This is a genomic window from Saccharopolyspora sp. NPDC049426, from assembly GCF_040676935.1.
GTDB lineage: Bacteria > Actinomycetota > Actinomycetes > Mycobacteriales > Pseudonocardiaceae > Saccharopolyspora.
Window position 1 is genome coordinate 31884 of record NZ_JBFAPZ010000012.1, and the last position, 19739, is coordinate 51622.

The window sequence follows — 19739 nt, forward strand, 5'->3', positions numbered from 1 at the left end:
TTTCGGTGGGGGATTCGGGGCGGGGTCATAAGGCGCGGGTCTCCAGCACGTGCTCGATCAGCTGCACCAGCACCGAGGCCGCGGAGCGGCGGTCGCGCGCATCGCAGAGCACGACGGGGATGTGGGTTTTGATGTCCAGCGCTTGCCGTACCTCCTCGGGTTGGTAGCGGAAGCTGTTCTCGAACTGGTTGACCGCCACGAGGAAATCGATTCCGCGACGTTCGAAGAACTCCACGGCCGCGAAGCAGTCCTCGAGCCGACGCGTGTCGGCCAGGACGACCGCGCCCAGGGCGCCGTCGACCAGGTCGTCCCACATGAACCAGAACCGGTCCTGACCCGGTGTGCCGAACAGGAACAGCACGATGTTCTGCGGGTTGAACGTGATTCGACCGAAGTCCATCGCCACGGTGGTCGTGGTCTTGTCTCCCACGCCGGTCAGGTCGTCGTGCCCGACGCTGGCGACGGTGAGCGTCTCCTCCGTGGTCAGCGGCTCGATCTCGCTGACCGAATGGATGAACGTGGTCTTGCCGACTCCGAACCCACCCGCTATGAGGAACTTGAACGAGGTCGGGAATGGCTCAGAGCTGTTGGAGCCCATTCAGCAAAGCCTCCAGTTGATCGCGCTTCGGCACGTCGGCGGGTGCGTGGGTGGTGAGCGCTCCCCAGTCGATGAGATCGGAGAGCAGGACTTTGGTGACTACGGCGGGTTGCCGCAGGTGAGCAGCGACCTCGGCTACCGAGGTGGCGTGCCGGCAGAGCGTCAGCATCTTGGCGTGAACCGGTTCGATGCGTTCCGGCGAGAAGCGCCCGGTGGACCGCACCAGCGACTGCAGGGACAGCGGTTCGCTGGGTTCGGTCCGGCCGTTGGTCAGCGAGTACGGGCGCAGCAGCGGTCCGGCTTCGTTGTCCAGCCACGGTTTGTCCGATGGTCCGGGCATGCTCACCTGCCCATCTCACCGGCGCTCCGCGCGGCGGTGGGCTGCCGCATGGGGGTAGCCAGGTGGTTCGGGACTCGCTTGACGAGCTGAGCGATCTCGTAGCCGAGCACCGCGGCGTCGGCCTCCGGGGTGGCCAGCACGACGAGCACGGCACCGCTACCGGCGGCGGAGACGAACACGACCAGGTCGTTGAACTCGACGACGACCTGGCGGACGCCACCACCGTTCATGCCGAACCGGCGACCGCCGTTGCGGGCCAGCGAGCACTGCGCGGCGGCCCAAGCGGCGAGGGCGTCGGCTTCGTCGTTGTCCAGCCCTCTGTAGTAGCGCTTGATTCCGTCGGTCGAGGCGAGCAGGGCACAGCGGGTGTGCGGGACTCGTCGGAGCAGGTCGGCGAGTAGCCAACTCAGGTCGGACGACGAGCCCGCTGCGTCATTGGCCATGGTGGAAAACGTCTCCTGACTCTTCTCACTGCGCGGGGGCAGATCTTGTGCGGGGGAGGGGTGTGCGGTGCGGGGTCAGCCCTGGCCGTGTTGGTCGTCCGAAGTGCCGCCCTCGACACCCGAGCGGAAGGACGCGTACAGGCTGGGGCTCGGTCCGCCCTGCGGCTTCTCCTCCGGCGTGGAGGAGCTCTCCGCGAGCTGCGGGACCAGGTAGCTGCGCGTGCGGTCGCGCCGGGGCAGCGCAGGCCGCTCGGCGTTGTCGGCGTTTACCGGACCGGATGTCGTCACCGGGGGTGCCTCCGGCACGGCGCCGGAGTGGCGCCCGTAGGGGTTGTGCTGCTGCCGGGTGGGGCGCTCCTCGCGGACCGTCGGCTGCGGCCCGGTCGTGTAGGCGGGCTGCTGGCCGGTGTGGCGACCGTTGTTGAACGTCTGCGCCGGAGCGGGCATCAGCGATCCGCGCGATTCGTGGCTGTTGACCTGCGGTTCGACGGTGTTGAGCACGCTGCTGGAGCTCTGCGCGGCGGACTCGTCCGGCTCGACGTCGGTCTCGCCCAGCAGGTTGTTGGGGATGACCACGTGCGCGTCGGTGCCGCCGTACATGTTGTTCTCGAGCTCGACGCCGATGTGGTGCCGGTTCGCCAGCTGCGCCACCACGTACAGGCCGATGCGACCGTCGCGCAGCTGCGCGTCCCGGTCGACGTCGTCGGGGTTGGTGAGCAGCCCGTTGAGCGTGACCCGGCTGCGCTGGTCGATGCCCAGGCCCCGGTCGCGGACGTCGATGGCCAGACCAGCGGTGACGATCTGGCTGTTGATGGTCACCTGCGTGTCGGGTTCGGAGAACGCGGTGGCGTTCTCCACCAGCTCGGCGATGAGGTGGATGACGTCGGCGACGGCGTGGCCGTGCAGCGTGCCGTCGACCGGCGGGATCACCTTGACGCGGGCGTAGTGCTCGACCTCGGCCACCGCGGAGCGCAGCACGGTGTACATCGCGACCGGCTTGCTCCACTGCCGCCGCGGCATCGAACCACCGAGCACGGCGAGCGATTCGGCCTGCCTGCGCACGCCGGTGACCAGGTGGTCCACCGCGAACAGGCCCTTGAGCAGGTCCGGGTCCTCGACCTGCTGCTCCAGATCGTCGAGCCGCTGGATGGCGCGGTGGGCCAGGGACTGCACGCGCCGGGCGAGGTTGGCGAAGACCGCGACGCTGGGGTCGATGTTCGTCTGCGAGGGTTCGCTCTGCATGCGCACCAGCGCGAACTCGACGGCCATCTGGGACTGCCGGAGCTCGTGCGCGAGCAGCTCGTAGGGGTTGCCGGTGACCGGCTCACCCGTGGGCCACTTGGGCGCGGGCTGCTGACCGGACTGGATCTGCTCGACGAGCTGGGGCAGTTCGCGGGTTCCCTGGGCGACGGTGCCGCGCAGCGACTCGATCCACTGGTGGGAGTTGCGCAGCGACTCCTGCAGCCTGGCCTGGGCGTCGTGGCCGGATTCGTGGATCCGCCGGTCGACGTCGTCGGCCAGCGCGTTGGTGCGCAGGTATCCGATGACCACGACGGCGATGCTGGCGACGATGCCGACCGCGAGCACGGTGTAGCGCAGCTCAGGCGGAGGTGCGAAGACCAGCGCGACCGCCGTGGCGGTCCCGATCAGCGCCGTTGCGGCCAGGGACGCCACGACCAGCCGCTGCAGCTTCGCCCGAAGATCGTTGTGGGGTGGGGCTTCGGGGGCTCGGTCGGTTTGGATCGCGGGTAAGGGGCTTTCAGACATCAGCGTCCTTGGTACGGGGGTTTCGGTGACGGGCACCGCGGTGCCGAAACGTCGGGGGCGTCACCGGGGACTACTGGTGCTCCACTAATGATCAAAAGTATCACTCGGCGTGATGATAGTGCGTCCGGCCGTTGAATTGGACCTTTCCGCCCAATGATGCCTCCATTGAGCGGATGGACGAGGTGGCCGACGACCTGCGCGAGGGCCGCTCACCTCGGAAATCGAGGTGAGCGGCCCTTTCTCGTGTCAGCGGTGAAAAATTGGTTGAAATCGAGAGGATTCGAACGCAAGTACCTGAACGGGTTACATCGACGTTTCCTGCGTCGGGAGCGCGTGCGAGCGGCGGAGCCCGAGGCGTGGCGAACCGTCCGCCGGCCCCGCTGCGCTTTCCCGCTGGGCGTTTCCGCCACCCGCACCGCTGAGCGGAACGAGTCCGGAAGCAGCTGCTCAGGCGAAGGCGCTGTGACCGGTGATCGACTTGCCGACGATCAGCGTGTTCATCTCCCGGGAACCCTCGAAGGAGTAGACCGCCTCGGCGTCGGCGAAGAACTTCGCGACCTCGTAGTCCAGAACGATTCCGTTGCCGCCGAACAGCTCCCGAGCCCAGGACACGACCTCGCGCATCTTGGTGGTGGTGAAAGCCTTGGCCAGCGCGGCCTGCTCGGCGCTTCCGGAGCCCTGCGCCACCAGTTCGTTGAGGCGCACCACGACGCCGAACATGGCGGTGATGTTGCCCAGCATCTTGACCAGCAGGTCCTGGATCATCTGGAAGGCACCGATCGGCTTGCCGAACTGCACGCGGTTCACCGCGTACTCGCGGGCCAGCTCGTAGGCGCGCACCGCCACGCCCAGCGCCTGCCACGCGACGCCACCGCGGGTCATGGCCAGCACCTTCGCGGTGTCTCGGAAGCTGTTGACCTGCTGCAGCCGGTTGGCTTCGGGCACGCGGACGTCGGTGAGGGTGATGTCGGCGTTCTGCACCGTGCGCAGCGCGATCTTGCCCTCGATCTTGGTGGCGGTGAAGCCGGGAGCGCCCTTCTCCACCACGAAGCCCTTGACGTTGCCGTCGGCCTCGTCGCGCGCCCACACCACGATCAGGTCGGCGAAGGTGCCGTTGCCGATCCAGCGCTTGGCGCCGTTGAGCACCCACTCGTCGCCGTCCTTGCGGGCGGTGGTGCGCATGCCACCGGCGACGTCGGAGCCGCCCTCGGGCTCGGTCAGCGCGAACGCGCCGATCCGGTTCATCTCCACCATGTCCGGGATCCAGCGATCGCGTTGCTGCTGGTCACCGCCGTGGTAGATGCTGCCCATCGCGAGTCCGGTGTGGACGCCGGAGAACACCGCCAGCGACGGGTCGATGCGGTTGAGCTCCAGGCTCAGGAAACCGGTGAACAGCGGGCTGCGCGGCTTGCCGTCGCCGTGCTCGGGGAACTGGTAGCTGGCCAGCCGCAGCTTGGCGAACTTCTCGACGACCTCGAAGGGGAACTCCGAGGTGTCCCACGCCTGGTTGGCCAGCGGCTTGACCTCGCGCTCCAGGTACTCGCGGATCTCGGCGAGCTCTGCGCGCTCGGACTCGCTGAGCAGGTCGTAGAAGCCGAAGAAATCGGGGTTGGTGATCACGGACTTGGGCATTTTCTCTTCCTCGTCAGACTGTTTCGTTCGGGTCTGTTTCGATTCCGAACAGCGCGGCGTTGATCGCGTTATGCTTGCGGTCGCGGAGGCGCGCGCGTTCGCGGTAGGCGTCGGGGCCCGAGCCGTAGGCGGTCTCGGTCTGCGCGACGAGCGAGGTGATCGTGGCGTCGTCGAGCTCCGGGCGGCCCAGCTCAGCCCAGCGGTCGGCCATGCCCACGCCCAGGTGCGCCATCATGTGGCGGATCCCGCCGGGACCGCCTCCGAGGTGGAAGCTCTCGAACGGGCCGATCGTGGCGTAGCGACCGCCCAGCGACGCCTTCATCACCGCGTCCAGCTCCTCGGCGGACACGACGCCCTGCTGCACCAGCGAGATCGACTCGCGCATGAGGGCGCTCTGCAACCGGTTGGCGACGAAACCGTCGACCTCCTTGTGGATCCGCACCGGCGTCTTGCCCAGGCCGCGGTAGAACTCGATGGCCTGCTGGACGACCTCCTCGGCCGTCGCGCCGGGCACGATCTCCACCAGCGGCACCACCTGCGGCGGGTTGAACGGGTGGGCGATCAGCAGCCGCGCGGCCACCTCCTCGTCCAGCTCGGCGGCGATCGCCGAGGCCACGATCCCGGAGCTGGAGGAGGCCAGCACCGCGTCAGCCGGGGCGTGCCGGGCGATCTCGGCGAACAGCTGCTGCTTGAACTCCAGCCGCTCCGGGCCGTTCTCCTGCACCAGCTGCGCGTTCTCCACCGCCTTGGCCAGGTCGTCGGTGGCGGTGATGCGGCTGCGCAGCGCGGCGACGTCGGCGCCCGGGATGCTCTCGGCGAGCATCGGCAGCGCTTCGTCGATGGCCGCGTCCAGGTCGTCGCGCGGATCGATGACCCGGACCTCCAGGCCGGCGTGCGCGAACAGCGCCGCCCAGGCCAGGCCGATGGTCCCGGCTCCCACGACCGCAACCTCGCTCCACTTCGGATTCATCGCTGCGTCCCCTCCCCGAGGTAGTCGTGAACCGGTTCGACGCCCGAGAGCGTCAGATCGGTGATGATGTGGCTGGCCGAGACGACCTCGCGCACCGGCAGGTCCGCCAGCGGCGCCAGCGCGTGCTCGAAGAGCTGCAGCCGCGCGGGACCGGTGAAGGCCTGCTTGACGGTGATGTCGGTGATGCGGGTGCGCACCAGCTCGGCGATCCGCGGCCGGTGGTCGTAGCCGGGGACGAGCTTGAGCATGAACGTCGGCACCGTGATCTCGGCCTCGGCGGCGGCTAGGTCCACGGGGATCCACTTGTAGCCCATGGTCGCCGTCGCGACCCGCTCCGAGCCGTAGTCCAGCGTCCCCACCAGCGCGGAGTCCTCGACCTTGAGCGCCGGTTCGCCCATCACCTTCGGGTAGGCGCTGGCCTCGCGGCCGGCGACGGTGGCGGCGAAGTTGTTCAGGTACATCGCGTGCAGGTACTCGCCGCGCTCCTCGCCGAAGCGCACCGGAATCGCCTGTCCCGCTTCGACGTACGGGCCGAACGAGGTGACCTCGCCCATGTTCATGATCTCGAAGCGCACCAGCGGCTCGTCGAACTCCAGCGGCTCGGGAACCACTTCGCGCAACGCCTCGGGGTCGGTACGGTAGACGAGGTTGAGGTACTCGCGGTCGGTGAACCGCGCGACCGCCGGGGCGTAGGCCGGGGCGTTCAGCGGTGTCGCCACGTGCTGCAGGATTCGGTCTCGGTTCATCGTCCAGTCCACTTCGGTGCGCGCTTCTCGGTGAAGGCCCGGACGCCCTCGGCGAAGTCGGCGGACTCCTGGAGCCCGCGGATCTCGCGGCGCTGGGCGGCGAACGCCTCCGGCTCGGGCAGCCGGTCGGCGTGCCGGACGACCTGCTTGACCGCGACCAGCGCCAGCGGGGCGTTGGCCGTCAGCTCCGCGGCCAGGTCCAACGCGGCGTCCAGCGCGGCGCCGTCGTCTGCGACCCGGTTGACCAGGCCGAGCTCGGCGGCGCGACCGGCGTCGATGCTGCGGCCGGTCAGCAGCAGTTCCACGGCCAGGTGGTGCGGGATCCGCTTGGGCAGCCGGATCGCCCCGCCTCCACCGGCGATGAGCCCTCGCTTGACCTCCGGCAGCGCGAACGTCGCGCCCGAGGACGCGACCACCAGGTCGCAGGCCAGCGCCAGTTCGAAGCCGCCGCCCATCGCGAAGCCCTCCACGGCCGCGATCAGCGGCTTGACGTTGTCGAACTCGGTCAGCCCGGCGAAACCGCGGTCAGCAACGCCAGGGGATTCCCCGCGCGCGGCGGCCTTGAGGTCCATGCCCGCGCTGAAGGTGCCCGCCTCGCCGGTCAGCACACCCACTCGCAGCTGCGGGTTGGCGTCGAGCTCGTCGACGGCGGCGGCGATGCCGTGCGCCACGTCGGCGTTGATCGCGTTGCGCGCCTCGGGCCGGTTGAGGGTGATGACCAGGACGCTGCCGCGGGTCTCGGTCCGCACGGTCGTGTTCGGAGTGGTCATGCCGCGTTCTCCTCGTTGCGCTCGTCGAGTTCGGTGAAGACCGCGTCGGTGTCCTGGCCGGGGATCGGCGGGTGCAGTCGGATGGAGGCCGGGGTGGCGGAGAACTGGATCGGGACCCCCACCTGCCGGTAGCTGCCCTCGGTGGGGTGCTCGGCCAGGTCGAGCAGGTGCCCTTCCCGCACGTAGGGGTCGTCGGCGGCTTCGTCGAGCCGCAGGACCGGGCCGACCGGGATGCTGTGCTCGGTGCACACCTGGACCCACTCGGCGGTGGTCAGCGTCGGCGTCACCGACTCCATGAGCTCGACCAGCGCCGTTCCGTGCTCCCGCGCGTCGATGTAGTCGCCGGCCAGGCGCGGATCGGCAGCGAGGTCATCGCGTCCGGCGGCGGTGAACAGGTCGCGGAAGTTCTTCGGCGAGTAGGGCATGATCATCGCGAACCCGTCCTTGGTGGGACGGGCGCGGTGGCCGGTGTTCATCGACAGCGGGAAGCCGGTGTCGGTCTCCGGCGGCTCGAAGATCCGGCCCTGCAGGTGCTCGACCAGGTTGAACGCCAGCATCGTGTCGGCCATCGGCACCTCGACCAGCTGTCCCTGGCCGGTCGCGCGCTGGTGCACCAGCGCGGCCAGCGCCGAGTAGGCGATCGTCAGCGCGGCGACCTTGTCGCCGAAGATGCTCGGCAGCACCACGGGCTTGCCGATGTCGCCGGCGCGCTGGGCGATGTCGAGCAGCCCGGAGGCGGCCTGCACGGTCTCGTCGTACGCGGCGAGCTCGGCGCGGTCGGAGTCCGGGCGGAAGCCCTGGGCGTGGGCGTAGATCAGGTGGGGGTTGTCGGCGGCCAGGCTGTCGTAGTCCATGGCGAGGCGCCGCAGCGCGTTGATGCGCATGTTGGTGATCACGATGTCGGCGCTGCTGATGAGTTCGCGGGCGCGCTGGGCGTCGTCGGCGTCCTTGAGGTTGAGCGCGACGCTGCGCTTGTTGCGGTTGACGTTCATCGCCAGCGGCGTCATGCCGGGGGTGCGGTGGACGTTGCCGAGCCGTGCGGTGTCCTTCGGCGACTCGATCTTGATCACGTCGGCGCCGAGGTCGCCGAGGATCTGGGCCGCGTACGGGCCCATGACCACGGTCGACAGGTCGATGACGCGCACGCCGGCCAAGGGGCCGGAGGCGTTGTCGGCGGGGGTTGCCATCACCACTCCTAGTGCGTCGGGAAATTGTCCCGAATCGACTTGTTTGCTTCGCTAACTACGTTAGGTCGGCAGTGGAGCGGTGTTCAATTGATCAGTGGAACCGTATCGCGAACAATGGCGTGACCGCAGCGGTCACGCCATCGGATCGGCCATCGATCCCTTCGCGGCGGCGATGAGTTCGTGCAGCTCAGACTGCTCCTCGGTGCGGTCCTGGCGCCAAATCAGGCCGGTTGCGAGGCTGGGCGAGAAATCTTGGATGGGGAGCACGGTGATGTTCTCGTCGCGCAGTTTCTGCATTCCGCTCTTCGGGTCGAGCATGGAAATCGCGAATGCTCCCCCGTTGGCGATGACCTCTGCGGTGCTGCCGTAATCACCGGTGTTCAGCGTCATGCGGCGGTGCACTCCGGCGGCGGTCAGCCGCGCCTCCAGCACGTCCCAGTAGTCCGGCAGCATCCGCGCCACCGGGCGCACGTAGGTCAGCCCGACCAGCTCGTGCAGCGACACCGCCTCGCGGCCGGCGAAATCCGCGGCGGGCAGCACCGCCCCCAGCGGCTCGCGCATCAGCTCGAACACCTCGATGCCCTCGGCGTGCACTGGCAGGTGCACCAGGGCCATCGCCAGCTCCCCCCGCTGCACCCCGAGCAGCAGTTCGCGGCTCCCGCCGGGCCAGCGCTTGAGCTCGCACACCTCGGCGCAGCGGCGGGTGAACACCGTCAGCCGCTCCCGCAACGTCGAGTGCAGACCGGGCGGAACGCCGAGGTAGACGACGGGCCGGTGCCGTCCGATCGCCTCCCGCAGCCGCCACGGCACGTCGTCGAACCGGCTCAGCGCGTCCCGGGCGATCGGCAGCAGCGCGGTCCCGGACTCGGTCAGCTGCACGTGGTGCGAGTCCCGTTCGAACAGCACGGTCCCGAGTTCTCGTTCGAGATCCCGGATCCGTTGGCTCAGGGGAGAGGTGGCCATGTGCAACGACCTCGCGGCGCCCGAGAAGCTCAGCTTCTCCGCCACGGCCACGAAGTACCGAAGATGAAAGATCTCCATCGCCCGACAACATTACGCCGCCAGGCCCAACCCACTGGGCCACACGCCCATCCCGCCCCCGTCGCACCCCCACCCAGGTGCCGTCCCCGACCGCGGACCCGGAATACCGCAGTAATCAGGTCCCCGATTACGGCCGTATTCCGGTGCCTGATTACGGCGGTATTCCGGTTCTGGAGGCGGTCGTGATCCGGGGTGTGGGGTTGGGGCGCGGCGGGGGAGGGGTTAGCTGGTGATGTCTTTGCGGTTGAAGCGCCAGATTGCGAGGGTGGTGAAGACCGCGGCGTAGGACAGGGCCGAGAAGCAGCCCGTGATCATCGACGAGGGGTCGATGTCCTCGCTGAGGAGGTCGGAGTAGGCCGTGGAGAAGTGGGTGGGGAGGTAGTTGCGGAGATCGCCGAGGGCGGAGATCTGGTCGATGATCTCCGAGAGGATGGAGATCAGGACCGCTCCACCCACCGCGCCCAGCGGAGCGTCGGTGTTGACGCTGAGGAACAGGGCGAGACCGGCGATCCAGCTGAGGTGCACAGCGACGTAGAGCGTCGCGGCGGCCAGGCTCAGCACCCCGCGCGGGAAGGTCAGGGCTTCGCCGGTGGTGCTGATGAGGTCGCCGGTGCCGAACCAGACCACGCCCACCGCCAGCGCGACCCCGACCAGCAGGACCACGCCGAGGACCGACAGCAGCGCGGCGACCTTCGCCTTCTGCCGCAGCAGCCGCATCCGCGGAACCGGCGCGGCGAGCAGGTATTTCAGGCTCGACCAGGACGCCTCGCTGGCCACGGTGTCGCCGAAGAACAACGCCACCACCACGACCAGCAGGAACCCGGTCGAGGCGAACAGCGTGAACACCGCGAAGTTCAGCCCGCTGGCGGTGGCCATGTCGGCGAAGCTCCGCCCGCCGCGCGAGTCGTCCTCGCCGAGCTCGAACGCGGCGAGCAGCAGCAGCGGCAGCATCACCAGGAATGCCAGGGTCAGCCGGGTGCGCGCCCGCCGCAGCTGGCGCGCCAGCTCCACCCGCAGCGGCAGGGTGCGCTTGGCCGAGTAGCCCTCCGCGGCGCCGTCGCCCTGCGGGACTCCCAGCATCGGCGCGCGCACCAGCGCGGTCTCCGTCTCCGGTACCGCGACCTCGGTGGGGGTTTCGTCGTCGCTCACCGCTGTTCCTCTCCGACGAGCTGCAGGAAGGCGTCCTCCAGGCGGCGTCTCGGACCCACCTGGTGCACCGAGACACCCGATGCGACCAGCACGTTCACCGCGACGGCCGCCTTGTGCCCGGCGAGGTCGGCGTGCACCAGGTCGTCTTCGATCTCGACCAGGCCCAGCCCCTCGATGGTGCGTAGCGCCTCGGCGGCCCCTTCCGGATCGTCGACCCGGAAGGTCGCCTCCCCGTTGACGGCCATGATGTCGGCGACGCTGCCCTCGGCGAGGAGGGTGCCGTTCTGCATGACGATCACGTGCGTGCAGGTCTGCTCGACCTCGGCGAGCAGGTGGCTGGAGACCAGCACCGCGCGGCCGGTGGCGGCGTAGCGGCGCAGGATCTCGCGCATCTGGTGGATCTGCGGCGGGTCGAGCCCGTTGGTCGGTTCGTCGAGCACCAGCAGCTCCGGCAGGCCGAGCATCGCCTGGGCGATCGCCAGCCGCTGCTTCATGCCCTGGCTGTAGGTGCGCACCTTGCGCTTGGCGGAGCTCTCCAGGCCGGAGATCTGCAGCACCTCGTCCAGGTGCGCGCGCAGCATCGGACGGCCGGTCGCCGCCCAGTAGTGCCGCAGGTTGTCCAGGCCGGACAGGTGCGGCAGGAAGCCGGGTGACTCCACCAGCGCACCCACCCGCGACAGCACCGGAGCACCGGCCTGCAGCCGGTGGCCGAAGATCCGGACCTCGCCGTGAGTCGGCCGCAGCAGCCCCAGGAGCATCCGCAGCGTCGTGGTCTTGCCCGCCCCGTTGGGCCCCAGCAGACCGACGATCTGACCGCGCTCAACCTGGAAGCTCAGGTCGTCCACCGCGGCCTTCTTACCCGGGTAGGACTTCGTCAGCCCGGAGATCACCAGCGGAGTCTCCGCCAGCCGCGAGTCCGGGTCGTCGTTGAACTTGCGGCGGATCGCCGAGATCACCCACATCAGCAGGGCCAGCACGAACACCAGCCCGATGCCCACCAGCGGGCCGACCGGGACCGAACCGGCGCTGGAGGACGCCGCGCGCACCGACGGGATCGACACCGCCCGGTCGCCAGCCAGCGCCACCAGGTGCGCCGACGGCTCCCTCGGCAGCGCGTACGCCTGGTCGGTGGTGGCGACCGCGAGCTCGATGCGGTGACCGGTCTCGATCGGGTGCACGACCCCGGGCAGCGCGACGTCGAACTCGACCGGGCTGCCGTCCGCAGGCACGTTGCTGATGTGCAGCGGGGACACGGCGTTGCCGAGCAGTTGCCGCTGCCCGTCGGGGCCGATGTCGTAGAGCTTGGCGAACAGCACCGCGTCGTCGGGCTGCGGTTGGCCCGGCACCGCGGCGATCGCCAGCCGCGTGCGCGGCGTGCCGGAGATGAGCGTCTGCTCCTCCAGCGGCTGGGTGCGGAACACCGCCACCTGGCCCGGCAGCTCCCGGGCCAGGGACTGGCCGAGGCTGCCCGCCGCGTCGAGCACCTGGCCGGCGCCGGGCAGCGCGCTCGTGGCCGCCGGGGACCCGCCAGGCGGGTTGATCACCGGCGTGACCGGGCCGTCCAGCGGAAGCGAGTAGCGCGGCGTCCGGGAGTCCAGCAGCCCCGGGTAGGACGGCGCGGTCATGGTGCGCACCGGGATGTCGCCGTCGCGCTGCGGCCGCCCGGCGATGTCGAACTGGAAACCGGAGCCGGGATCGGGAACCGGTGGCACGCCGCCCAGGTGGAAGGCGAACCAGTCGGCGATGCGCCCGCGCACGTCGGGACCGGGCGGGGTGCCGTCGTGGCCACCGGCGAACCAGATGGTCTTGACCTCTCCGCCGGCGGCGGAGATCTGCCGCGCGTTGGCATCGGAGTGGTCGAGCCCGAACAGGGTGTCGCGCTCGCCCTGCACGAGCAGCGTCGGCTGGTTGACCCGCGAGTTGTAGGTCTTGGGGGACGACTTCGCCAGCAGGTCCAGCGTCGGCTGGCTCGCGCGTCCGTACTGGGCCACCTCGGAGTAGGCCGCGCACACCGCGGGGATGAAGTTCCCGCAGGTCAACGGGGTTCCCGGAGTGGGTCGGGGTGCGCCCCCGGCGGAGAACAGCAGCCCGGTCCACGCCTGCTTGAACACGCCCTCGGGGTTGAACGAGCCGTCTGCCGGGGTGGCTCCGCCGATGCGCACCTGGCTGGCGTTGTTGGGCAGCAGCGCCTGCCCGAGGTCGTTGTAGGTCATCACCGGCGAGATGGCGTCCACGCGCGGATCGGTGCCCGCCAGCATCAGCGCCAGCGCGCCGCCGTAGGAGGCGCCGGTGACACCGACGCGGGGGTCACCGTCGCGGTCGCGCTGCACCTCCGGCTGGCGGGCCATCCAGTCCAGCAGCTGCCGGGCGTCGGAGACCTCGTAGTCGGGGGAGTTCAGCGCGATCTGCCCGGTGCTGCGGCCGAACCCGCGCGCGGAGTAGGTCAGCACCGTGAAGCCGCGTCCGACGAGTTCCCGCGCCTGCTCGGCGGTGTCGGCCTTGCTGCCGCCGAAGCCGTGGGCGAGCAGGATCGCCGGCGCCGGGGTGTCCACGGGGGAGTGGAGCGTGACGTCGATCTGCACCCTCTCGGTGCCGCCGGGGCCGTCGAGCACGTCGACCATGGCCTCTCGGGGAGCCGGGGGCTGCGCCGCCGTCTGCAGCGGTTGCGCCTGGCCGGACCACAGGAACGCCCCCAGCACCACTAAGAGGACGCAGGGCAGGGCGAGCAGGGCCAGGCCGGTTCGGCGACGAGGGGAGGCGGACACGCCATTGACAGTAGGTGAACGGAGCGGCACCGGTTTCATCCAGACGCGGAGGGAAGGCAAGACGCTATGAACCAGAGACCAAAGCGCAATCGGACACCTCGTCGTGCCCGTCGTCGTGTGGTCTTGGCCGCATCCCCGCGTGCGGTGCCCGAGTGATCAGGCCGACGCGATACTAGCGATCATCCGTGTGAACGCAATGCCCCCGAATCGGCGAGTGCGCGCGGCCCGCATTGCCCCGTTCAGCGGTCCCACTTAGGTTCGATCCGTGACTTGCGTTGCAACTGGTCACCCCACCTGGTGCGGGGACCCCGGCATAAGTGACAATCTTGACGAGTGGTGGAGGGGAGTATTCCTTCGCGACGGTGTCGTCATCACGGAACTTGCCTGGTCAAGCCCGGTGCCGTCGACCGATAATGCAGATCGGTGGAAGAGACCTCCGGTCCCGGACGTGTACGCCCTGAACCGGAGGTGATTGATGGGTGCCGACCTGATGTTGCGCGCGGCCCCTGCGCAGCAGCCCGCAGTCGACACTATGCACGTGCACTGGTGGGTGTGGGCAGCCACGCTGGGTGGTCTCGCCCTGCTGCTGCTGCTCGACCTGGTGATCGTCGACCGCAAGCCGCACGAGGTGACCACCGCCGAGGCGGCGAAGTGGGTCACCTTCTACATCGGCTGCGCGATCCTGTTCGGCATCGGTGTGTGGATCTTCGGTGATCAGCACTTCGCCATCGAGTTCTTCACCGGTTACATCACCGAGTACTCGCTGAGCGTGGACAACCTGTTCATCTTCATGGTGATCATGTCCAGCTTCGCGGTTCCGTCGATCCACCAGCACAAGGTGCTGCTGATCGGCATCCTGCTCGCGCTGCTCATGCGCGGCATCTTCATCGCCGTCGGCGCTGCGCTGATCGCGCAGTTCGTCTGGGTGTTCTTCATCTTCGGCGCCTTCCTCATCTGGACCGCGGTCAGCATGGTCCGCAAGAAGGACGAGGAAGAGGAGTACAACGAGAACGCGGTCGTCCGCTGGGTTCGCAAGATGTTCCCGGTGACCGACGACTACCACGAGGCCAAGTCGACGGTGAAGATCGACGGCAAGCGGTACCTGACGCCGATGTTCGTGGTCATCGTGGCCATCGGCAGTGCCGACCTGCTGTTCGCGGTCGACTCGATCCCGGCGATCTTCGGCATCACCCAGGACCCGTTCCTGGTGTTCACCGCCAACGCCTTCGCGCTGATGGGCCTGCGGCAGCTGTACTTCCTGCTCGGCGGCCTGGTGGACAAGCTGGTCTACCTGTCGGTCGGTCTGGCGATCATCCTCGGCTTCATCGGCCTGAAGCTGATCCTGCACGCCTTCCACGAGTACCACCTGGTGCCGGAGTGGGCGGAGATCAACAACTGGATGTCGCTGAGCTTCATCGTGCTGACCCTCGCGATCACCACGTGGGCGAGCCTGGCCAAGTCCAAGCGGGACGCGTCGACGGCCGAGGCCAACCAGAGCTGACGCTCCGCTGCAGAACCAGGAGATCCCCTTCGGACACCGTCCGGAGGGGATCTTCTCGTGCGCGCCGTCAGTCCAGGAGGGTGTAGCTGAGCTCCTGGCAGACGCGTCCCAGCGGGACGTCGAGGCCGGGATGGCTCAGCGGGAGCAGGACGTCCGGGCTGTCCGGGAGCGCGGTGTCCGCGGGCGGGTCCCAGAGGCAGACCGAGGGCTTGCCGGAGTCCATCGCGGACCGGTACCAGAGGCCGTCGAGCTCCGGGTAGGACGCGCGGATCGCGCGGGCCCACGCCTGGGTGCGCGATTTCGGCCCGCTGCTGATGGCCTGCGAAGCTCCCGCCCTGGTGGGCCAGAGCCCGGTGAGGTCGAGCAGCCGCAGCGTCCGGCGTGGACGGAACAGCACCAGGTGCGGGCTGCGGGTGCGCCGGTCCACGGTGGACGTCGCCTGGTACACCTCCGCGATGCAGGTCTGCACCGACAGCGAGAAGTACAGGACGCCGTGCTCGCGGGTGATCGTCGGCCCGCCTTGGGAGTTCGGCAGGTGCGGGTCGAACCGCGCGTGCGGCAGCGGTCCGGCGTAGCGGAAGCTGTTCCACTGCTGCGGGTGGTTGCCGCCGGAGGTGAACACGCGCGCGAGCCTGGTGCCCGGGGGCACCGCGATCACGTCCTCTGTTCGGCGGAGGATCGCCTGCAGCGCTGCAGGAGCAGGCGGCTGAGGTAGCCGTGCCAATGTGTGGTCCCAGGTGGTGGTCGCGGTGGGGCTGGTCAGGCGGGGGTGCCGATGGCGGCGGCGAGCTCGGCGACCCGGTGCGGATCACCGCCGGCCAGCAGCCACTCTCGCGGACTCACCGGTCTGTCGTGGATCTCCAGATCCTCCTGGGGCGTGGTCATGAAGTTCGCCAGCACGAGCGCGGGCTGGTCCGCCGGCATCCACGCGAGCACGACGTCCAGGCCGGGCAGCACGTCGGAGTCGGTGAACTGCCACGCGGGCAGGCGCCAACCGCCGCGGTCCTTCCAGCCGATCAGGCGGCGTTCGCCGATGCGGTGGCGGACCCGGCTGGTGTCGACCCCGATCCGCGCGGCGGCCTGACCGACCGACAGCGCGGTGTCGCGCAGCACCGTCTGCTCGGCGACGGTGCGAGCCCGCGGGTCGGCCTCGGTGTCGCTCAGCGGCGACAGGTCCAGCCCGGTGGCCGCGAGGGCGGTGCGCTCCGAGTCGGTGAAGTGCGCGGCTGGGTCGACCTGCGGCGAGGTGAGCTTTCTGGCTGCGTCCTCGACGAGGGTGAGGAATTCGTTGGCGGTGACCTTCAAACCGGCCCTCGCCAACACGGTCTCCAGCGCGGCTGACATATGCCGAGGATACCGCAGAGCGCACGAAATGCGTGCGCGAACGTGCGCTGCTCCACCTGAACGTCACTGCCCGTGACACCGATGTTGCGGATGGTGATGACGTGGTTGCTCTGACCGGATTTTCCGCGCTGCGGCGTCCGTGCGCTCGATCGCCGCCGGGAGGGCGTCGGCGACTGCGAACTGTCGGCGGATCGCCTCTTGACGCGAGCGCCGAAGGATCGTTGACTGGCCGTACCGACTGGTCGGTCTCACAGTGGAGGTGGCGCGTTGGGCAGCGTGTACGACGAACGACCGTGGTTGGAGCTCTTCGATGATGATCTCCCCGCGGAGATCGAGCCCGAGCACGCCACGATGCTCGACCTGCTCGCCGACACGGTCCGGGACCACCCAGACGACGTCGCGCTCACCTACTTCGACGGCCGGTTGACCTTCGCCGAGCTCGACGAGCTCAGCGACGGACTCGCCTGCCACCTCGTCGAACGCGGAGTCGCCCAGGGCGACCGGGTCGCCGTCTACCTGCAGAACGTCCCGCAGTTCGCCATCGCCGTGCTCGCCGGGTGGAAGGCCGGGGCCATCGTCGTCCCGCTCAACCCGATGTACCGGATGCACGAGCTGACCAAGATCCTCGGCGACGCCCGGCCGACGGCCGTGATCTCCTCCGAGCAGGGCTGGCACGACGTCGTCGGCGGAGTCGCGAACGCGCTGGACATCGGCATCGCGGTCACCACCAGCGAACTGGACATGCAGACCCGCGGCGACCAGCGGCTGTTCGCCAAGTCGCGGCGCAACCCCGCCGAGGGCTGCGCCGACCTGCTGGCCGTCGCCCGCTCCTACGCCGGGAAGCGCCCGCCGCCGGTCTCGCCGTCCGCATCGGACATCGCGCTGCTGGTCTACACCTCGGGTACCAGCGGAGTCCCCAAGGGAGCCACCAACACCCACGGCAACGTCGTGTTCAACGCCGAGGGCACGGCGATGCGGCTCGACGAGGACACCCCGGGCGGGATCTTCGCGCTCGCCCCGCTGTTCCACATCACCGGCCTGGTCGTGCAGTTCGCCGCCGCGCTGGCGGCCGGGCGGCAGCTCGACCTGGCCTACCGGTTCGAACCCGGTGTCGTGCTCGACGCGCTCGCTGAGCACGAACCCGCGTTCATGGTCGGTCCGTCCACGGCCTACATGGCGCTGATGAACCACACCGAGGTCTCACCGGAGCACTTCGCCTCGCTGAAGATGGTGCACTCCGGCGGAGCCCCGCTGCCCTCGGCGGTCGTCGAGGCGTTCCGCGAGCGCTTCGGGCTCTACATCCGCAACGGCTACGGCCTCACCGAGACCACCGCCACCGCCACCTCCGTCCCGCTCGGCAAGGAAGCTCCGGTCGATGCCGCGTCCGGGACGCTCGCGGTCGGCGTGCCCACCTACAACACCGTGCTGCGGGTGGTCGACGAGGACGGAGCCGACCTGCCCGTCGGCGAGGTCGGTGAGATCGTCATCGAGGGCCCGATGGTGGTTCCGGCCTACTGGAACAAGCCCGAGGAGACCGCGGCGAGCATCCGGGACGGCCGGCTGCACACCGGCGACGTCGGGTTCATGGACGAGCAGGGCTGGTTCTACGTCGTGGACCGGAAGAAGGACATGATCAACGCCTCCGGCTTCAAGGTGTGGCCGCGCGAGGTCGAGGACGTCCTCTACGGACACCCGGCCGTGCGGGAAGCCGCCGTCGTCGGCGTGCCCGACGCCTACCGCGGCGAGACCGTCAAGGCGTTCATCAGCCTCTCCCACGGCAGCACCGCCACCGGCGAGGAGCTCGTCGAGCACTGCAAGCGGCAGCTGGCCGCCTACAAGTACCCCCGGAGCGTCGAAATCCTCGACGAACTCCCGAAAACCGCAACCGGGAAGATCCTGCGCCGACAACTGCGCGACACGGCGCGCGCGGGCGAGCAACACGGAAGGAACGAACAGTGAGCAAGCGTTTCGACGGTCGAGTGGCGATCGTGACCGGAGCCAGCCGCGGAATCGGGCTGGCCATCGCCGAACGCCTGGTCGCCGAGGGTGCCAAGGTCACCATCACCGCGCGCAAGCCCGAACCGCTGGCCGAAGCCGTAGAGAGCCTCGGCAAGGACAACGCGCTGGGCGTCGCGGGCAAGGCCGACGACGTGGAGCACCAGGCCGAGACCGTGGCCAAGACGGTGGAGGCCTTCGGCCGGGTGGACCTGCTGGTCAACAACACCGGCATCAACCCCGCCTTCGGCCCGATGCTCGACCTCGACCACGGCGTCGCGCAGAAGACCTTCCAGGTCAACGTGCTCGCCGCGCTGTCGTGGACCCAGCAGGTCTTCCGCGCCGGGATGGGCGAGCACGGCGGTTCGGTGCTCAACGTGTGCTCGGTGGCCGGTCTCAACCCCGCGCCCGGGATCGGCTTCTACGGCGCCACCAAGGCGATGCTGGGGCACATGACCCAGGAGTTGGCCGTGGAGCTCGCGCCGAAGGTGCGCGTCAACGCGATCGCGCCGGCCGTGGTCAAGACGAAGTTCGCCACCGCGCTCTACGCCGACAACGAGGCCGAGGTCGCCGCCGGATACCCCTTGGGGCGCTTGGGAATCCCGTCGGACATCTCCGGTGCGGCGGCGTTCCTGCTCTCCGACGAGGCGTCCTGGATCACCGGACAGATCCTCGTGCTCGACGGCGGTTCGACCCTGAAGGGCGGTATGTGACGTGCAGTTCGCCGATTCGGTCGTGATCATCACCGGTGCCGGCAACGGCATCGGTGCCGCGATGGCCCGCAAGTTCGCCGCGCTCGGCGCGAGAACAGTTCTCGGTGACCTCGATTCGGACGCCGTCCGCGAGGTCGCGGGCGAGGTCGGCGGCATCGCCGTGCCCGGTGACGCCGCGAGCGAGCAGGGCGTGGCCGAGCTCGTCGACGCCGCGATGGGGGAGCACGGCCGGATCGACGTGTTCTGCGCCAACGCCGGCATCGGCCGCAACGGTGGGCCGGAGGCCGACGAGGACGCCTGGGCCGCCTCGTGGGAGGTCAACGTGATGTCCCACGTGCGCGCGGCCCGGGCGGTGCTGCCGCACTGGCTGGAGCGCGGCGAGGGCCACTTCCTCGGTACCGCCTCGGCCGCCGGGCTGCTCACGATGCTCGGGTCCGCGCCGTACTCGGTGACCAAGCACGCCGCGGTCGCCTTCGCCGAGTACCTCAACATCACCTACGCGGACAAGGGCGTCACGGCGCAGGCGCTGTGCCCGCAGGGCGTGCGCACGCGGCTGCTGGAGGCCTCCGGCGAGACCGGGCGGATCCTGATGGGTGCCACCGCCGTCGAGGCCGAGGACGTCGCTGAGATGGTGGCCGAGAAGCTCGGCGGCGAGGAGTTCCTGATCTTGCCGCACCCGGAGGTCGCCGACTACTACGCGTTGCGGGCGGGCCAGCCGGAGCGCTGGCAGGCGGGCATGCGCAAGCTGCAGCGAAAGGTCGAGTAGCGGCCCGACTAG

18 protein-coding genes are annotated in these 19739 nt (G+C 69.4%); 4 read left to right on the forward strand and 14 right to left on the reverse strand.

Annotated features, from left to right (window positions below; all coding sequences use genetic code 11):
• Window positions 1–25 precede the first annotated feature (25 nt).
• The 12 genes from AB0J78_RS24740 to AB0J78_RS24795 all read right to left on the reverse strand — a co-directional run bounded on the left by AB0J78_RS24740 (window position 26) and on the right by AB0J78_RS24795 (window position 13408).
• Window positions 26–598 (reverse strand): ATP/GTP-binding protein, encoded by a 573-nt coding sequence (locus tag AB0J78_RS24740; protein ID WP_363792883.1) that lies wholly within the window; start codon window positions 596–598, stop codon window positions 26–28.
• On the reverse strand, window positions 579–938 hold the full coding sequence (locus tag AB0J78_RS24745) for a DUF742 domain-containing protein (RefSeq protein ID WP_132676843.1): 360 nt from the start codon (window positions 936–938) through the stop codon (window positions 579–581). The genes AB0J78_RS24740 and AB0J78_RS24745 overlap by 20 nt, the downstream gene beginning before the upstream one ends.
• 2 nt (window positions 939–940) lie before the next feature.
• Complete coding sequence (locus AB0J78_RS24750) at window positions 941–1381, reverse strand: roadblock/LC7 domain-containing protein (protein WP_132684740.1); 441 nt, start codon at window positions 1379–1381, stop codon at window positions 941–943.
• Window positions 1382–1456: 75 nt separating this feature from the next.
• Window positions 1457–3148: an ATP-binding protein gene (locus tag AB0J78_RS24755; protein WP_363792885.1), complete on the reverse strand. Its 1692-nt coding sequence runs from the start codon at window positions 3146–3148 to the stop codon at window positions 1457–1459.
• Between the two features lie 447 nt (window positions 3149–3595).
• Window positions 3596–4780: an acyl-CoA dehydrogenase family protein gene (locus AB0J78_RS24760; protein WP_363792887.1), complete on the reverse strand. Its 1185-nt coding sequence runs from the start codon at window positions 4778–4780 to the stop codon at window positions 3596–3598.
• A 13-nt stretch (window positions 4781–4793) separates the two neighbouring features.
• Entirely contained in the window at window positions 4794–5750 is a 957-nt protein-coding gene (locus AB0J78_RS24765; protein ID WP_363792889.1) for a 3-hydroxyacyl-CoA dehydrogenase NAD-binding domain-containing protein, read from the reverse strand.
• A complete protein-coding gene (locus tag AB0J78_RS24770; RefSeq protein WP_363792890.1) occupies window positions 5747–6496 on the reverse strand; it encodes an acetoacetate decarboxylase in 750 nt (249 codons plus the stop codon). The genes AB0J78_RS24765 and AB0J78_RS24770 overlap by 4 nt, the downstream gene beginning before the upstream one ends.
• On the reverse strand, window positions 6493–7266 hold the full coding sequence (locus AB0J78_RS24775) for a crotonase/enoyl-CoA hydratase family protein (protein ID WP_363792892.1): 774 nt from the start codon (window positions 7264–7266) through the stop codon (window positions 6493–6495). The genes AB0J78_RS24770 and AB0J78_RS24775 overlap by 4 nt, the downstream gene beginning before the upstream one ends.
• A complete protein-coding gene (locus AB0J78_RS24780) occupies window positions 7263–8453 on the reverse strand; it encodes a CoA transferase (protein WP_363792894.1) in 1191 nt (396 codons plus the stop codon). The genes AB0J78_RS24775 and AB0J78_RS24780 overlap by 4 nt, the downstream gene beginning before the upstream one ends.
• 132 nt (window positions 8454–8585) lie before the next feature.
• On the reverse strand, window positions 8586–9494 hold the full coding sequence (locus AB0J78_RS24785) for a LysR family transcriptional regulator (RefSeq protein WP_363792895.1): 909 nt from the start codon (window positions 9492–9494) through the stop codon (window positions 8586–8588).
• 222 nt (window positions 9495–9716) lie between these two features.
• Window positions 9717–10574, reverse strand: coding sequence for an ABC transporter permease subunit (locus AB0J78_RS24790; protein ID WP_363793220.1), 858 nt, complete (start codon window positions 10572–10574; stop codon window positions 9717–9719).
• Between the two features lie 65 nt (window positions 10575–10639).
• Window positions 10640–13408: an alpha/beta fold hydrolase gene (locus AB0J78_RS24795; protein WP_363792897.1), complete on the reverse strand. Its 2769-nt coding sequence runs from the start codon at window positions 13406–13408 to the stop codon at window positions 10640–10642.
• A 532-nt stretch (window positions 13409–13940) separates the two neighbouring features.
• On the opposite strand from AB0J78_RS24795, the gene AB0J78_RS24800 reads away from it, so the two are divergent.
• Window positions 13941–14909 carry a TerC family protein gene (locus tag AB0J78_RS24800; RefSeq protein ID WP_363793222.1) on the forward strand — a complete coding sequence of 323 codons (969 nt, stop codon included), beginning with the start codon at window positions 13941–13943 and terminating at the stop codon, window positions 14907–14909.
• Between the two features lie 67 nt (window positions 14910–14976).
• Here AB0J78_RS24800 and AB0J78_RS24805 read toward each other — a convergent pair whose 3' ends face one another.
• Window positions 14977–15633, reverse strand: a complete 657-nt coding sequence (locus AB0J78_RS24805; protein ID WP_363792899.1) for an RES family NAD+ phosphorylase — start codon at window positions 15631–15633, stop codon at window positions 14977–14979.
• Window positions 15634–15668: 35 nt separating this feature from the next.
• The gene (locus AB0J78_RS24810; RefSeq protein WP_363792901.1) at window positions 15669–16253 is read right to left on the reverse strand and encodes a DNA-binding protein; all 585 of its coding nucleotides are present in this window, start codon (window positions 16251–16253) and stop codon (window positions 15669–15671) included.
• 267 nt (window positions 16254–16520) lie between these two features.
• On the opposite strand from AB0J78_RS24810, the gene AB0J78_RS24815 reads away from it, so the two are divergent.
• Genes AB0J78_RS24815 through AB0J78_RS24825 form a run of 3 tightly spaced genes read left to right on the forward strand, consistent with a single transcriptional unit; the run spans window position 16521 to window position 19727 of the window.
• Window positions 16521–18212: an AMP-binding protein gene (locus tag AB0J78_RS24815; RefSeq protein WP_363792903.1), complete on the forward strand. Its 1692-nt coding sequence runs from the start codon at window positions 16521–16523 to the stop codon at window positions 18210–18212.
• Window positions 18209–18961: an SDR family oxidoreductase gene (locus AB0J78_RS24820; RefSeq protein ID WP_363792904.1), complete on the forward strand. Its 753-nt coding sequence runs from the start codon at window positions 18209–18211 to the stop codon at window positions 18959–18961. Before AB0J78_RS24815 ends, AB0J78_RS24820 begins: the two co-directional genes overlap by 4 nt.
• A 1-nt stretch (window position 18962) precedes the next feature.
• A complete protein-coding gene (locus tag AB0J78_RS24825) occupies window positions 18963–19727 on the forward strand; it encodes an SDR family oxidoreductase (protein WP_363792907.1) in 765 nt (254 codons plus the stop codon).
• Window positions 19728–19739: the final 12 nt, after the last annotated feature.